15 protein-coding genes and 1 tRNA gene are annotated in these 15,016 nt (G+C 58.7%); 10 read left to right on the top strand and 6 right to left on the bottom strand.

Translation table 11 applies throughout. The features are described from left to right. Positions 1-12: 12 nt before the first annotated feature. Positions 13-573: an SH3 domain-containing protein gene (locus tag ABOK31_RS12190; protein WP_174171975.1), complete on the bottom strand. Its 561-nt coding sequence runs from the start codon at positions 571-573 to the stop codon at positions 13-15. Between the two features lie 320 nt (positions 574-893). On the opposite strand from ABOK31_RS12190, the gene ABOK31_RS12185 reads away from it, so the two are divergent. After that, positions 894-1,745: an outer membrane protein gene (locus ABOK31_RS12185; RefSeq protein WP_174171977.1), complete on the top strand. Its 852-nt coding sequence runs from the start codon at positions 894-896 to the stop codon at positions 1,743-1,745. Positions 1,746-1,989: 244 nt separating this feature from the next. Then, the gene (locus ABOK31_RS12180; protein WP_349956215.1) at positions 1,990-2,811 is read left to right on the top strand and encodes an outer membrane protein; all 822 of its coding nucleotides are present in this window, start codon (positions 1,990-1,992) and stop codon (positions 2,809-2,811) included. Positions 2,812-2,821: 10 nt separating this feature from the next. Here the strand turns inward: ABOK31_RS12180 and ABOK31_RS12175 are convergent, their stop codons facing one another. Then, complete coding sequence (locus ABOK31_RS12175) at positions 2,822-3,607, bottom strand: glycosyltransferase family 25 protein (protein WP_349956214.1); 786 nt, start codon at positions 3,605-3,607, stop codon at positions 2,822-2,824. Between the two features lie 266 nt (positions 3,608-3,873). Between ABOK31_RS12175 and ABOK31_RS12170 the strand changes: the two genes are divergently transcribed. From ABOK31_RS12170 to ABOK31_RS12135, 8 genes are all read left to right on the top strand, one after another. After that, positions 3,874-5,052: a phosphoserine transaminase gene (locus tag ABOK31_RS12170; RefSeq protein ID WP_349956213.1), complete on the top strand. Its 1,179-nt coding sequence runs from the start codon at positions 3,874-3,876 to the stop codon at positions 5,050-5,052. 145 nt (positions 5,053-5,197) lie between these two features. Beyond that, positions 5,198-6,793 (top strand): phosphoglycerate dehydrogenase, encoded by a 1,596-nt coding sequence (gene serA, locus ABOK31_RS12165; RefSeq protein WP_174171983.1) that lies wholly within the window; start codon positions 5,198-5,200, stop codon positions 6,791-6,793. A gap of 208 nt (positions 6,794-7,001) precedes the next feature. Next, positions 7,002-7,649 (top strand): lysophospholipid acyltransferase family protein, encoded by a 648-nt coding sequence (locus ABOK31_RS12160; RefSeq protein WP_349956212.1) that lies wholly within the window; start codon positions 7,002-7,004, stop codon positions 7,647-7,649. Between the two features lie 2 nt (positions 7,650-7,651). Next, complete coding sequence (locus ABOK31_RS12155; RefSeq protein WP_349956211.1) at positions 7,652-8,602, top strand: phosphatidate cytidylyltransferase; 951 nt, start codon at positions 7,652-7,654, stop codon at positions 8,600-8,602. Further along, the gene (locus ABOK31_RS12150) at positions 8,599-9,000 is read left to right on the top strand and encodes a hypothetical protein (RefSeq protein ID WP_349956210.1); all 402 of its coding nucleotides are present in this window, start codon (positions 8,599-8,601) and stop codon (positions 8,998-9,000) included. The genes ABOK31_RS12155 and ABOK31_RS12150 overlap by 4 nt, the downstream gene beginning before the upstream one ends. Before the next feature lie 6 nt (positions 9,001-9,006). After that, positions 9,007-9,660, top strand: coding sequence for a CDP-alcohol phosphatidyltransferase family protein (locus tag ABOK31_RS12145; protein WP_349956209.1), 654 nt, complete (start codon positions 9,007-9,009; stop codon positions 9,658-9,660). A 272-nt stretch (positions 9,661-9,932) separates the two neighbouring features. Next, entirely contained in the window at positions 9,933-11,132 is a 1,200-nt protein-coding gene (gene mnmA / locus ABOK31_RS12140) for a tRNA 2-thiouridine(34) synthase MnmA (protein WP_349956208.1), read from the top strand. A gap of 163 nt (positions 11,133-11,295) precedes the next feature. Beyond that, positions 11,296-11,372, top strand: a tRNA-Met gene (locus ABOK31_RS12135). Positions 11,373-11,471: 99 nt separating this feature from the next. On the opposite strand, the gene ABOK31_RS12130 is transcribed toward ABOK31_RS12135, so the two are convergent. The 4 genes from ABOK31_RS12130 to ABOK31_RS12115 form a co-directional block, all read right to left on the bottom strand. Next, positions 11,472-12,029, bottom strand: a complete 558-nt coding sequence (locus ABOK31_RS12130) for a hypothetical protein (protein ID WP_349956207.1) — start codon at positions 12,027-12,029, stop codon at positions 11,472-11,474. Continuing rightward, entirely contained in the window at positions 12,017-13,228 is a 1,212-nt protein-coding gene (locus ABOK31_RS12125; RefSeq protein WP_349956206.1) for a hypothetical protein, read from the bottom strand. The genes ABOK31_RS12130 and ABOK31_RS12125 overlap by 13 nt, the downstream gene beginning before the upstream one ends. Before the next feature lie 860 nt (positions 13,229-14,088). Beyond that, positions 14,089-14,298, bottom strand: coding sequence for a hypothetical protein (locus ABOK31_RS12120; RefSeq protein ID WP_349956205.1), 210 nt, complete (start codon positions 14,296-14,298; stop codon positions 14,089-14,091). 226 nt (positions 14,299-14,524) lie between these two features. After that, positions 14,525-15,001 (bottom strand): PilZ domain-containing protein, encoded by a 477-nt coding sequence (locus ABOK31_RS12115; RefSeq protein WP_349956204.1) that lies wholly within the window; start codon positions 14,999-15,001, stop codon positions 14,525-14,527. Between the last annotated feature and the right edge of the window lie 15 nt (positions 15,002-15,016).

Raw genomic sequence — 15,016 nt, 5'->3', positions numbered from 1 at the left:
ATGATGGTCAGCCTACTGGAACATTTCCCCGGGATAGGCGCCCCAGAGCTTGTCCTGCCTGACATAGCCTCTGGCGGAGTGCTCCCTGACCGAAACACGACACCACATTCCGGTGCAGGATTGTAGCGAAACCAGTACGCGTGGTTGCAATTCTGCGATTAGCCTGGCGGCGAGATTCGGATCGGTGCGCAGCATGGCATTCTTCGTCAGCCAGGGGGCGATTACGGCCGTACGTGTTCCGGAGAGGAGGGCGCTGTGCATCCAGCCAGTCACTCCGGTATCATCGCGGACCTGTCGCCAATGGCCGTATTCGTCGATGATTTCCAAGGGAAGACCCGGCTTCGTATAGATCCACTTCGTGGCATAGATCGTCGACGGCCCGACGCGCATGCGAGCCTTATGGGCTCGGAGCGAAACGTAGCGCGGGATCGGTAAGCCTGTCTCGCGCCCCTTGTTCCACGCAGTGGCCGCGGCCGCTACCGGCTTGACCGGCATCGCGCCTGCCAGGGCGGCGGAGCTCAGGAAGATAAGAGCAAAGCCCAGGCCGGCCAATATTTTTCGACGGTAAGTCAACGACTTCCTCCTGAGTTATCTCCCGGCCGAAGCACTGTAATGGTTCGATTCTTGCCAATTGGTTTAGAGAGCCGGACTTCGGTTTATGCCCCGACACAGCGTTCTTATGAGGAAATAAAGGAGGCGGGTGGTCGTATCCCTTTCTCTTTATTTAAGAATCAACATTCTCTAATATATAAAATAAAGTATAATTGCTGAATAAACAGGGTAAATATTCGTAGTTAATCAGGTTTTAACTCCTTTTCATCATTATCCCTGCCATGTCTTTTCAATTGGCAAGCATCTGCTGCGCCAAGGGCAAGAAATTTGGAGCCAAAGCCATGATGAAAACCCTGATAGGGGCACTTGCCACTTTGCTTGTCGGCACGTCGGCCTTTTCTGCTGATCTTTATACACCGGAACCGGTTCAGCCGGCGCCGGAAGTGACTGTCGCCCAATCCAGCGGTTGGTATCTGCGCGGCGATGTCGGCTATGCCTTCACGAACCTGCGCGGCGCCAACTACTTCCAGGGTTCCAATTCCAGCCTCGTCGATTTCAACAGCGCCAAGCTCGATGGCAATGTGACGCTTGGCGGCGGTGTCGGTTACCAGATCAACAATTATCTGCGCACGGACTTGACGCTCGACTATCTCTTCAAGTCAGACTTCAAGGGTTCCACGAAGGGCGATTGCGGTGCCTGCGGTCCGGGCTTTACGCCGACTGCGGCGACCTCGCGCGATCTCGCTTCCCTGACGGCCTATAGCCTGCTTGCCAACGCCTATGTCGATCTTGGCACCTACGGCATCTTCACCCCCTATGTCGGTGGCGGTCTCGGCGGCACCTATGTCAAATGGAGCAATCTGAAGAACACGTCCTGCTCTGATGCGAACCCGGACTCGTGCGACGGAACGGTCACTCATAATGGCCGCGGCAGCTGGCGCTTCACCTATGCGCTGATGGCCGGTACGTCCATCGACCTGAGCTGCAATCTCAAGGCTGACGTCGGCTATCGTTATCGCCACGTCCAGGGCGGCGACATGTTCGGCTACAATGAGAACGGTGGTCCAGGCTACGACAAGGGCCTGAACCTGCATGAAGCCCGCATCGGTGCCCGCTACACCTTTGGCGGCTGCCAGACCGCAAGCTATATGCCGCCGGCCGATATCCCGGTCCAGCAGCCTGTCTACAAGTAAGCAATATCCATTCCGGAGTATTAGAAAGCCGCCCGGTTTCTTCCGGGCGGCTTTTTCTTTTTCCCATCCCGTTAAGTAATTCTCCGCCACCTTAAAGCTTCGTTAACCATGAATTCCCTATGGTTAATGAAATGAAAATGGCGGCTTTCCGGCCTGGGACTCTCTTTTGAGGGATATTGCAAGGAAGCGCAGGCCAGCCGGTTCGACGCGCGGGCGTCAGCCCGAGGATGGAAGGCGAGGGGTAATGATCCGTTTTGACGCTTTGGCGCTGGCCGCAGCGATGGCGAGCGCATCGGCGGGTATTGCCTTTGCGGCCGATGCGACACTGCCGGAAATCAAGATGCCGGAGGTCAGCGTCAAGGATGCCAAAGGATGGTATGTGCGCGGCGATGTCGGCTATGCGGTCAACGCCAGCCGTACGGATACGAGGTTTCGCGCCTATGATCCCGCCAGCAGCGATTACAGCTCGAACAGCTTTGATTCGACTCGCTTCGGCGGTGATTTTTCCGGCGGCCTCGGCGTCGGCTATCAATTCAACGATCTGTTTCGCGCCGACGTCACCGGCGATTTCTTTAGCGGCGATTTCAATGGCCGCATTTCGAGCGCTTCATCTTGTTCCGGTGGGGCCAGCGGCACGGGATGCTCAACGAAGGCACATTCTTCCTTCAGGGCCGGCAGCTTGATGGTCAACGGCTATGTCGATCTCGGAACGCTTGCGGGTTTCACGCCCTATGTCGGCGCCGGTCTTGGCGCCACGCGGGTTTCCTGGAGCAGCGTCAATGCCATTGGCTCCTGTCTCGACGGGGCATCGGGTTGCGGTGGCGCTGCGTCGGTCAGTGCTCGGTATCCTGGCGACAGCGACTGGCGCATGACTTATGCCTTGATGGCCGGTGTCGCCTATGAGGTTGCGCCGAATATCAAGGTCGATCTCGGCTATCGCTTCTCCCATATCGCCGGCGGCGACATGTTCGGCGATTCGTCGGCCAGCGCCGGCGGCACCACGGGCCGCGACGGCGCGTTGTCGCGTCACGAAATTCGTGTCGGCCTGCGGATCAGCACCTGGTAAGGCTTGACGCCTACGGCGTCGTCAGCACGTAGGCGATGCGCCGAAAGAAATCCAGGGTTCGGAAGATGTGGGCGGGTATGCGTCGCAGCGCAGACGACTTCGCAGCGCGGTAATCGCGGCGCCAGCCGATCATGGTTGTTCTCTGCAGCCGGCTGAAACCGGCAATATTCGTGCGCGTGCTGACAATGGATATTTGCATGTCCCAGCCGCGCTCTACGGCGACATCCCAAGGCAGCGACATGACCGCCAGCGATCGTACGATCTTTTCTGCGGTTTCACGCGTGACGAGATAGCAAGCCGTCGAGCCCTGCGGGCCGAACAGGCAGCGACCGACAATGTCACCCTTCGTACTGCGCGTCAGGGCGCGGAAGCCATTCCAGCGGTGATTGACGAGTTTGATCAGGCCGGCAGCGGGTGCGGCTTCCTTCGCCGCTATGGCGCGGGCGAGGAACTCGGTGTCCAGAGCAACATCGTCCTCGATGATGATGGCCATCTGGTCGCCGCTTGTCAGAAACCGCTGCAGCGCCAACAGGTGGCTGCGGTAGCAGCCATACTCACCGGGCAGAATGGTGCGGCCGTGCCGGCGCTGGAAGCGATCGTGATCCACGTCGATCCATTGATCGCGCGGAATGAGAGCGCCGTCGACGCCGTCGACGCGCTCGAATCGGAAGCCGAGCTCATCACTTTGCCGCTGAATTTCCGCGAGCCGTTCCACTGCGCGGTCGATATTGATGAGATAGACCTGCATGGTCTGTGCAGGTGTGAAAGAGGTTTCGGCTAGTGCAATTAAAGACATCGAGCACACTTATCATTTCCATCAGCGCAAATCAGCAGGCGCCGAGCCTTATATGTTTACGCATCGGCACAGAAACCAGCTTTTGTGAGGCTAATTTTGGCCTAGTTCCATTGCGCGTGCCTTGCATCCCATCAAAATTTCCGCACGAATTCGTGATGAAGGACCAGCCGCAATTTTTGCTATTGCGCTCTTCGGAGGCTTCCAATATATCCGGCGGCGGGACACCCTTCCCCAACGAAGGGCTTTCTATCTGAGAGGATAGCATCATGACTAAGCTCGCCAAGCCGGACATCCGTCCGAATAATACCCATTTCTCTTCTGGTCCATGCTCGAAGCGTCCCGGTTGGACGCTTAACGCTCTTTCCGACGCGGCTCTTGGCCGCTCGCACCGCGCGAAGGTCGGCAAGGCAAAGCTGAAGCAGGCCATCGATCTTACCCGCGAAATTCTGGAAGTGCCGGCGGATTACCGCATCGGCATCGTGCCGGCTTCCGACACTGGCGCCGTTGAAATGGCGCTTTGGTCGCTGCTCGGCGAACGTGGCGTTGACATGGTCGCCTGGGAAAGCTTCGGCGCCGGTTGGGTGACTGACGTCGTCAAGCAGCTGAAGCTCAAGGACGTCCGCAAGCTTGAAGCCGGCTACGGCGAGCTGCCGGATCTTTCCGCTGTGGATTTCGACCGCGACGTGGTTTTCACCTGGAACGGCACGACCTCGGGTGTCCGCGTTCCGAACGGCGATTTCATCCCGGCCGACCGCAAGGGCCTGACGATCTGTGACGCCACCTCGGCTGCATTTGCTCAGAACCTCGATTTTGCCAAGCTCGACGTCGTCACCTTCTCCTGGCAGAAGGTTCTGGGCGGCGAGGGCGCACATGGCGTCATCATCCTGTCGCCGCGCGCCGTCGAGCGTTTGACCACCTATCAGCCGGCCTGGCCGCTGCCGAAGATCTTCCGCATGACCAGCGGCGGCAAGCTCATCGAAGGCATCTTCACCGGCGAGACGATCAACACGCCTTCGATGCTCTGCGTCGAGGACTATATCGACGCCCTCCTCTGGGCGAAGGATCTCGGCGGCCTGAAGGCGCTGATCGGCCGGGCCGATGCCAACGCCAAGGTCATCCGCGACTTCGTTGCCGCAAACGACTGGATCGCCAATCTTGCCGTCAAGGCAGAGACGGAATCCAACACCTCCGTCTGCCTGAAGATCGTCGACAAGGATGTCGTCGCTCTCGATGCCGATGGCCAGGCGAATTTCGCCAAGGGTCTGGTCGCACTCCTCGAAAAGGAAGGCGTCGCTTACGATGTCGGCCATTATCGCGACGCACCCTCGGGCCTGCGCATCTGGGCAGGTGCGACGATCGAAGCTTCCGACATGCAGAGGCTGATGCCCTGGCTCGCCTGGGCGTTCGAAACGCAGAAGGCGACGCTCTCCCAGGCTGCTGCCTGAGGTTTGAAGCGTTCATGGCTCCGCCACGATAGGCGGAGCCCAGCATCCCGAAATTCTCGTTGTTTTCACGCAATTCCGACCGGAAGACCGTTTCGCATTTTCGTGGAATTGCTCGTCTTAACTGACCTTTTTCAGGAGGCCCACCATGGCACCTCGCGTTCTCGTATCCGACGAATTGTCGGAAACCGCCGTCCAGATCTTCCGCGATCGCGGCGTCGAAGTCGATTTCCAGCCGCAGCTCGGTAAGGACAAGGACAAGCTGTTCGAAATCATCGGCCGATATGATGGTCTTGCCATCCGTTCCGCCACCAAGGTGACGGAAAAGATCATCGAAGCGGCCAAGAACCTAAAGGTCGTGGGCCGCGCTGGCATCGGCGTCGACAATGTCGATATTCCGGCCGCCTCGCGCCGCGGTATCATTGTCATGAACACGCCGTTCGGCAATTCGATCACTACGGCCGAACACGCGATTGCGCTGATGTTTGCCGTAGCCCGCCAGCTTCCCGCCGCCGATAGCTCCACCCAGGCCGGCAAGTGGGAAAAGTCGAAGTTTATGGGTGTCGAAATCACCGGTAAGACGCTCGGCATCATCGGCGCCGGCAACATCGGCTCCATCGTGATCGCCCGCGCCCTCGGCCTGAAGATGCATGTGCTGGCCTACGACCCGTTCCTCTCGAAGGAGCGCGCGGAGGAAATGGGTGTCACCAAGGTCGAGCTCGATGAGCTCTTCGCCGGCGCCGACTTCATCACGCTGCACGTGCCGCTGACCGACAAGACCCGCAACATCATCGACGCCTCTGCGATCGCCAAGATGAAGCAGGGAGTGCGCATCATCAACTGCGCCCGCGGCGGACTGGTCGATGAGGCAGCCCTTGCTGCCGCCATCAAATCCGGTCATGTCGCTGGCGCCGCCTTCGACGTCTTCGAAGTCGAGCCCGCTAAGGAAAGCCCGCTCTTCGGCCTGCCGAACGTCGTCTGCACGCCGCATCTCGGCGCCTCCACGACCGAAGCGCAAGAGAACGTCGCTCTGCAGGTCGCCGAGCAGATGGCTGATTACCTCGTCAAGGGTGCCGTCTCGAACGCCATCAACATGCCCTCGATCACTGCTGAAGAAGCGCCGATCCTGAAGCCGTTCATCAAGCTTGCCGATGTTCTCGGTGCCTTCGTCGGCCAGGTGACGGAAGAGCCGATCAAGGAAATCGAGATCCTTTATGATGGCGTGACCGCTGGCATGAACACGAAGGCTCTGACGAGCGCGCTGCTCGCCGGCCTAATCCGCAATCAGGTTGCCGACGTCAACATGGTTTCGGCCCCGATCATGATCAAGGAAAAGGGCATCGTGCTTGCCGAAGTCAAGCGCGACAAGACCGGCGTCTATGACGGCTACATCAAGCTGACCGTCACCACCGACAGCATGACGCGCTCGGTCGCCGGCACCGTCTTCTCGGACGGCAAGCCGCGTTTCATCCAGATCAAGGGCATCAACCTCGATGCCGATGTCGGCAACCACATGGTCTATATCGCCAATACCGACGTTCCCGGCATGATCGGCTTCATCGGCACGACGCTCGGCTCCGCTGGCGTCAACATCGCGAACTTCCAGCTCGGCCGCGATAAGCAGGGCGGCGATGCCATCGCACTTCTCTATGTCGATGGCCCGATCAGCGATGACGTGCTTGCCAAGCTGACGGCGCATCAGGCGATCCGTCAGGCCAAGCCGCTGGTGTTCAACGTCGACTGAGCCTGCCCGCCCCTTGAAGGGTGGCAGTCACAGAGTTTGCTCCTCCCAAGAGCCAATCCGAAAGCCCGGCGCGACATGAGTTGCGTCGGGCTTTCTTCATGGTTGTGAGGGTTGTGGATAAGCTCGGTCCGCAGACTATCGGGGGCGACGAAACGCGCCTATCTCTTGTGATATGGAGGCTTTGCGGAAGAACATTCTCGGGGAAGGGATGGGTACGCCGATCGAATGGCTGGCAAAGCCGGTCTCGGTGGCGATCGTTCTTTTTGCACGGGCTATAACCGCAGTCAGGGCGATCTGGCCCGAAAGCGGCATGCGCACCCGCCGTTGCGTCTATTTCGCCAACCATTCCAGCCATGGCGACTTCATCCTGATCTGGACCGTCCTGCCGCCGCGTTTGCGCCGGCGTGTCCGGCCGGTGGCTGGCGCCGACTATTGGCTGAAATCGCCACTGAACAGCTTCATCGGCCGGGATGTTTTCAATGCCGTGCTGATCGAGCGGGATCGCGAGGCGCGCAAGGAGGATCCGGTCACGCAGATGGCGCAGGCGCTCGATGCAGGTTCTTCGTTGATCCTGTTCCCGGAAGGCACCCGCAATCTCACCGAACAGCCGCTGCAGCCTTTCAAGAGCGGGCTTTTTCACCTTGCCCAGGCGCGCCCGGATATCGACCTCGTTCCCGTCTGGATCGACAACCTCAACCGCGTCATGCCCAAGGGTGAATTCGTGCCCATTCCGCTGATCTGCACGGTCACCTTCGGCGAGGCACTGCATATCGGCGAGACCGAGGAGAAGGCGGCTTTCCTGGCGCGAGCCGAGGCGGCGCTGTTGGCCCTTGCGCCCAGGCGGGCAGGAGACTGAGCATGGGAGCAGCCAGCGCCGATCTGATCCACCTCGTCCTCGGCATTTTCGGCGTCCTGATCGTTGCCTCGATCATCGGCTACGTGCTGCAGCAGCGCCTGTCGCCTGATGGATCGAATGCCGCCATCGAAAACCTGAATGCGCGCATCAAGGCCTGGTGGGTGATGGTGGTGCTGATCGGCATCGCCTTCATTGCCGGGCGCGTCGGCGTCATCCTGCTCTTTGCCTTCTGCTCCTTTGCGGCGCTGCGGGAGTTCGTGACGCTGATCAATACGAAGCGGGCTGATCATTGGGCGGTCGCCGCGGCCTTCTTCGTCGCGCTGCCGGTGCAATATTACCTGCTCTGGGCCGAGCAATACGGTATCTATTCGATTTTCATTCCCGTTTACGCCTTCCTCTTCATGCCGATCATCGCGGTTCTGCGCGGCGATACCGAACGGTTTCTGGTGCGCATCGCCGAGGTGCAATGGGCTTTGATGATCTGCGTCTTCTGCGCGTCGCATGTGCCGGCGCTGCTCACCTTGCATATTCCCGGCTATGAAGGCCGCAACGTGCTGCTGATCGCCTTTCTGGTGATCGTCGTGCAGCTCAGCGACGTCCTGCAATATGTTTGGGGCAAGCTCTTCGGGAAAACGAAGATCGCGCCGCGCCTGTCTCCATCGAAGACGGTCGAAGGCTTCGTCGGTGGCGTCGTCAGCGCCTCTTTGATCGGAGCCGCCCTCTGGTGGGTGACGCCGTTCACGCCGCTGCAGGCCGGGCTTCTCGCCTTCGTCATCACGATCATGGGCTTCTTCGGCGGGCTCGTGATGTCGGCGATCAAGCGAGATCGCGGCGTCAAGGATTGGGGCCATCTGATCGAGGGTCATGGCGGGCTGATCGACCGGCTGGACTCGGTCGTTTTCTCCGCGCCGATCTTCTTCCATCTCGTGCGCTTCTGGTGGTCGCTGTCATGAGCGGAAAGCTGAAAGCGCTTGCCGGCAGCAGCATCGTGCATGTGCTTTTCGCCTTCCTTGCCATGGGCGGCTGGGCCGTCTTCGCCAATCGCTTGCACCCGATGCCGCGCCCCTTGATATCAGGCTTCGTGCAGGGCGTGCTTTCGGGCTGCCTGACGCTATTTCTGAAATCGGTGGTCGAGGCTCTGTCGCGACGGTTCAGCGGCCTTACCGGCCTATGGGCGCCGCCGCTGATCGCCTGCCTGGGCTCGGCAACCGTCCTGGTCGTCATCCATGCGCTGAGCGGCACGCCGGAGATTCTGAAGACGATTGCGCTGCCGCTGCTGGTCTCCTCCAGTTACGCGGCGATCTACAATTATTCGATATCGGGCGGAAGGCGGCGAAATGATGAGAGGTGAGCGAGCATGACCGGCAAGGAAACCGGCGATAGGCGACCGCTGGCGAGCCGCAACACGCGATGGGCGCAGACGCTGGCGCGGCGTATGACCGCGCTTTCGGTGACGCCGAACCAGATATCGCAGGCAAGCATGGCTATGGCGGCGCTGGCGGGAGCATCCTTCTGGCTTTCCGGTGTTGCTGGCGGTGTCGGCATACGGGTGGCCTTGCTGATCCTTGCGGCTTTGTTCTGCCAGCTCCGCCTGCTCTGCAACCTGCTTGATGGCATGGTGGCGGTGGAGGGCGGGAAGGGCGAGGCCGACGGGCCGTTCTGGAACGAATTCCCGGATCGCATTGCAGATATCCTCATTTTTGCCGGCGTCGGCTATGGCATCGCAATGCCCGGGCTTGGCTGGGCGGCCGCCGCCTTTGCCGTGCTGACCGCCTATGTCCGCGAACTCGGACGCGCCACCGGCAACCCGAGCGATTTCGGCGGCCCGATGGCCAAGCAGCATCGCATGGCGGTCGCCACGGCTGCCGCGCTCCTCTCCATTATCGAGGCTTTCTGGGGTGGCAGCAGCTGGGTTTTGACGATCGCGCTCTGGATCATCGCCATCGGGTCGGCGGTAACCGTTTTGCGGCGAAGCGGCAATCTCATTCGCCATTTGAAGGCCAAGGGGTGATTCGCGATTTCGCCCACCCCTTGCATGGGGTGGCAATCCTTTCTATATCCGTCGACAATTGAGGCTGACCGCAAAGAGCGGTGATGGCCCCGTATGATGAAAATTCGCCGTTTTTGCATGGCATCCGGCGGCGAGACGCATGATCCCGAAAAGTGTGCAGCGGTTTTTGGATCAGATCATGCGAAATCAAATAACGAGAGCGGACGACTTCTCGAAGAAAAGTCATCCCGTTCGGCAGCATCGAAGATCGTTCAAGACTGGCGGCAACGACCGTGAATACACTGGATTTTGACAAGAGGCCGGAAGATACCCGCGTCGTCGTCGCCATGTCGGGCGGTGTCGACAGCTCGGTCGTCGCCGGCATTTTGAAGCGGCAGGGCTATGATGTGCTCGGCATTACGCTGCAGCTCTATGACCATGGCGCGGCCGTGCATCGCGCCGGCTCGTGCTGCGCCGGCCAGGATATCGACGATGCGCGCCGCGTCTGCGAGACGCTCGGCATCCCGCATTATGTGCTTGATTACGAAAAGCGTTTCCGCGAAACGGTGATCAATCCCTTCGCCGAAAGCTATGTCGCCGGCGAAACGCCGATCCCCTGCGTTGCCTGCAACCAGACCGTCAAATTCGCCGACCTTCTGTTGACCGCCAAGGAACTCGGCGCGGATGCGCTGGCAACCGGCCACTATATCCGCTCTCGGCCGAACCCGACCGCAGACAATCCCGGCCGCCGCGCGCTCTATCGCCCGGCCGATGCCGATCGCGACCAGAGCTATTTCCTCTTTGCGACGACGCAGGAGCAGATCGACTATCTGCGCTTTCCGCTCGGCGGCATGCCGAAGGCCGAGACCCGCGCGCTTGCCGAAGAGATGGGGCTCGTCGTCGCCAAGAAGGCCGACAGCCAGGACATCTGTTTCGTGCCGCAAGGCAAATATTCCGACGTGATCGCCAAGCTGAAGCCGAACGCGGCGCTTGCCGGCGAGATCGTTCATCTCGACGGCCGCGTGCTCGGCCAACACGAAGGCATCCTGCATTATACGATCGGCCAGCGCCGCGGCATAGGTGTTGCGACCGGCGAGCCGCTCTACGTCGTCTATCTCGACGCCCGCTCGCGCCGCGTCATCGTCGGGCCGAAGGAGGCGCTGGAAACGCACCGCGTCTATCTGCGCGATGTGAACTGGCTCGGCGACGCGCCGCTCGCGCAGGCGGCTTGCGGCGAGGGCTTTGCCTGCTTCGCCAAGGTGCGCTCCACCCGCGCGCCGTCTCCGGCCGTGCTGCATGCCGACGCCAGCGGCATCTATGTCGATCTCACGGTCGGCGAGGCCGGCGTCGCGCCTGGCCAGGCCTGCGCGCTCTATTCGGCACCCGGCGACGACGCCCGCGTCTACGGCGGCGGCTTCATCGAGCGCTCGGAACGCGAGCCGATGGCGGAAGCCTCCCTAAAGGCGCTGCTGGCAAGCTCGGTCGCTGCTTGAGGGCAGACGGCATCGGCGCCAGGAGAAAGCACTGATTTTTCCAAATCATCCGCTTGACACCAAGCCGAACCGCACCTTATAAGCCGCTCAACCGACGGGCTAGCGCTTTCGAGCGACGGTTCGTTTGACCTTTGCATTTGATGTTCAACATCAAGTGTGGCATGGCGGAGTAGCTCAGTAGGTCAGAGCAGAGGAATCATAATCCTTGTGTCGGGGGTTCAAATCCCTCCTCCGCTACCATTTTCCAAATAAAATCAGATACTTATCCTATTTCCAGGATAGGTTTGAGAGTGTAGCCGGACGCGACTTTCCGGAATTTTGACACGGACTTCCGGAATTTTAGGAGTGGTCAGACCCGAATACTTTGGCGAGCTTGTTTGTTGCATCGTCCACCTTGTCGAACAGCTTCATGAGCCGTTCTGTGGCATCTTCGTCTCCCATGAAGCCACAAATACCAAGCGCGATATAAAGCAACGGAGGCTCCGCCGTGACGTCTGGATCGATCGCTTTGTAGCTCTTCACCAACGCATCGTAGCAAGCCTTCACCTGCTTTTTGTCGTTGTGGGCTACCGCATTTCGCAGTTCGTTAAATGCGACGAGCACCCGTTCCAAAACGTCTCCGCCTTCTGGATCGCCTCTCCACGCCGCATTTATCACCGCCGCTTTCTGCGCAAAGTTGAGCGGACCTCTTCCCGTTAGAATTTTTTCCGGCCTCGGAAGCTGGTCGACCAAAAGAACATCTAGCTCAACCTCCAAAGCAGCGTGGTATGTCAGGACCGCCACCGCGAAGGCACTGGGCTCTTTACCAACGGACGCAACACGTAAAGCACCCGCCAAGGTATCGTAATTTACTCGGGCCACCGAAATTTCTCCTTCGTCGGGGCTTAGTCTTTCCAAGGGGGCCTTTTCGCCCACTGCTCTCCACGTAGCAATGCCTCAGCGGCAGGCTTCAGCCAAGCGGCGTCTGACGCTGCAACAAACGCCGCACTATTGTGTATAATTACCAAGGCAATTGCGCCCGCGAAGACAGTACCAACCATTACCGCAGCTTTATTCTTAGCCGTGCTCGCCGCTGTCGATACGAAATCAAATGCCGAGCGAAAGGCAGCCACTGTCGCATTCTCGATCGTACGAAGAATGAATAGTCCCGCGCGCTTTAACTGCTTGCGCGGGTGGTGGTGCAATTCGGAAACGAACCTCAATGATCGGGGGACCGCCTCGTCTACCAGCTCTTCCTTTTCCAGCGCATCAGCGAGTTCTTGCGCGGCATTTACAAGACGATCGACATCGTCGTTTGTCAGCTCCACTGCAGCGGCCGTATCGCTAAAATCTAGCCACTCAGGGAACTGGGCGAGATAATGTCGAACACCTACGGCATGCGCCTGTAAGACGTTCGCCAGGACAGGATTGAGTTCATCAGTAGCTCCAGAAATCGCCGCCTCGAGGGAGATATTCAGAAGGCCAAGTTGCACGATGTCGTTTTCTTTAGTGAGCTTTGTTTGTACTGCCTCAAGTGTCGCTCTCAGATATGGTTGGCTATTGGAACCCCGCAGGTCAGCAATGAGCCGTTCGCCCTGCTCCAACAGGGCAGCTCGGGCATTCGCGATAGATCCCTCAATCGCCGCGCCTGCGGGGCGACTAGCAACGGTGAGGCGCCCTTCCTCAACCGCGTAGTAGAACGGCCCATTTTTTTCCGCAGGTAAGGTTCTGACAGAACCATCACCTTGATGTATCGTGTATTTCTCAAGAACGCGTTTCCGTATGATGCGCAGCAGATCTCCAGCCGTATAGTGCCCAGGTGCCGTAAGGCCGGGCGGCATGGAATTCTTTCCCTCGTCCGACACAAAGTGCTCCACCCAGACCAAGACTCTTCTTGCAGCTGCAAATGACTCGTCGTCCGTGAGTTCATGTATCGTGTTGCTCAGGCTGGCCATAGATAGCAAGTCATTGGCGCTTGCTGCATGATGACTTGTCTCTGCTAGCCGTTGTAGAAATCGCCTTTTTAGGCCCGGGTCCGTCTCGGGATCTTTTTGTATGGCAGTGCTGACGATTCCCACCATGCTAGAAATCAAGAGACGATCCTCGGGATTGAGCACCAACATTTCCTTCCTTGGCGTGTTAGAATGCTAGCTGGCTATGTCACACATTGGGCCGCGTTATGATTAGCTCTCGCGCAGTTGTACTCGAACCTCTCGACACGGAATAGGCTAATTCCACCGCCTCGATTTGGCATCCACTAAACAGTTCCCGGACGAAAGAAACATCGTTGATTGACATAACGAAACGACCTTTTACCCGTTCGTGTAAGTGCGGCGTGGAAAAGGACATCTCGAAATCCTGTGCTTCTCGGCAAGCGGCAATCAGTCGCCGGGCAAACCGTACATTTCAAATTTGTTTGCTGAAAAGCCTATTTCCTGGGCCAGTTGCGAGGTTTACCCAAGGTCTTCCCCGTTGGGCAAACCTCAAATTGGCTCTTTTGGCGCTGCCGAGCATAATTGCAGGCCTTGTTCGCGCATCCCGCGCGAAGGCGAGCGTAAGGATTTTCAATTACTTGAAGATCTAAAAGGCCGTCTCAAAGCCAATTTGAGGGCAAGTTTCAAATTTGCCCTGATCCGCGCTCTGGAGCTGCAGTCGTCGCGCCTTCGCCGCCGCGCGCTGTCAAATCTTACTTCCCTCCATTTTCAGTCACATACGGCGAAAGCCCTTGTTTTTCTAGGCTTTGTCACTCAATCCCGCGTATTCCCGGTTAATCCCGGATATTCCGGTTACTGGTGGCGGACAACAGAGAGTATTTTCCGTTGTGCCTTGTTGCGCACGATTTCCGTTGATTTTCACGCCTTTCGTCTTCATCTCCCGAAAGACGCTGCACATCAGAAGCTCTTAGCGATCTGCATGGCGCATTGGTCCGCGGGGAGCGCGGAAGGTCGGCCGTTTCAGACAATTGAGAAGGCTGAATTCAGGAACCCGCCGCGCCAATCCCCTTGGGGCCGTCGAGACGGGCTACGTCGTCATCCAGGGTCCGTACTGCCGCTGCCAAGGTTGCCAGTGCCGACATCATGAGGGCATGGTCTTGGCCTTCCTGGGATTGCGACTGGGATAGAGCAAGAGCTCGATCACGAAGCTGTTGGCTGATTGTATCAAGCCGATCGATAGTGTCTTGGTTCATAGCCGTCTCCTTCACAGACCAATTCGGCAGCGCCGTATGGTTGGGAATGCACGGTGCGGCTTATTTGTTCCGGGTGAAGCTGATCGACAGGGCGGTGACTACGATCCGGGATATCACCGACAATTCCATATCGAGCAGGCCCATATCGAGCAGGTTTGACTGGTCGCTCTTCCGGTATCCATGTTTTGCAAGGCGACCACGGGCGTTGGTCGGCAAAGGATGGCCCTCACACAAACTCGACACCCATGCTGTTGATCTTGCGCCAACGCACGGCGCAGGCCAGTAGCCTGTCGTCAGAAAGTTGCAGATTGAAGGCGTTCGGCGCCGCGAGCGGGTTTTCGAGCTGGATCATGGCGCCGGTATCGGACAGGTTTCGGACGATGCAATCGAAGACCGAATGGCCGCCGTTAAATATGATTTTCGCGCCGAGAAGCGTTCGCTTTCGAGTGGCCACTCGGCCTTCGGGTGAGAATGCCGTCATTGCGTTGGCTCCCTGATCTGTATTTTTACTAATATGCCATGTTCTAATATCGAAGACGTTAATGGGAAGCTGCGAATTGAGCGCTTTTCGCTTAATGGGACGATGAAGAGAACGATAGGCATCGGCGTAATGCCAGCCCGGTGGCGTCGGCCTGCTCCAGGTCACCGGCGAACAAGTTGCCGTCAATTGCGTTGTATTTTCAAACAGCCAATGGAAATCCATGCAACATGTCTTGCA

It is taken from the genome of Rhizobium sp. ZPR4 (assembly GCF_040215725.1).
Classification (GTDB): domain Bacteria; phylum Pseudomonadota; class Alphaproteobacteria; order Rhizobiales; family Rhizobiaceae; genus Rhizobium; species Rhizobium rhizogenes_D.
The sequence above is the reverse complement of the archived record's forward strand: the minus strand, read 5'-3'. Positions and strand labels throughout refer to the sequence as shown.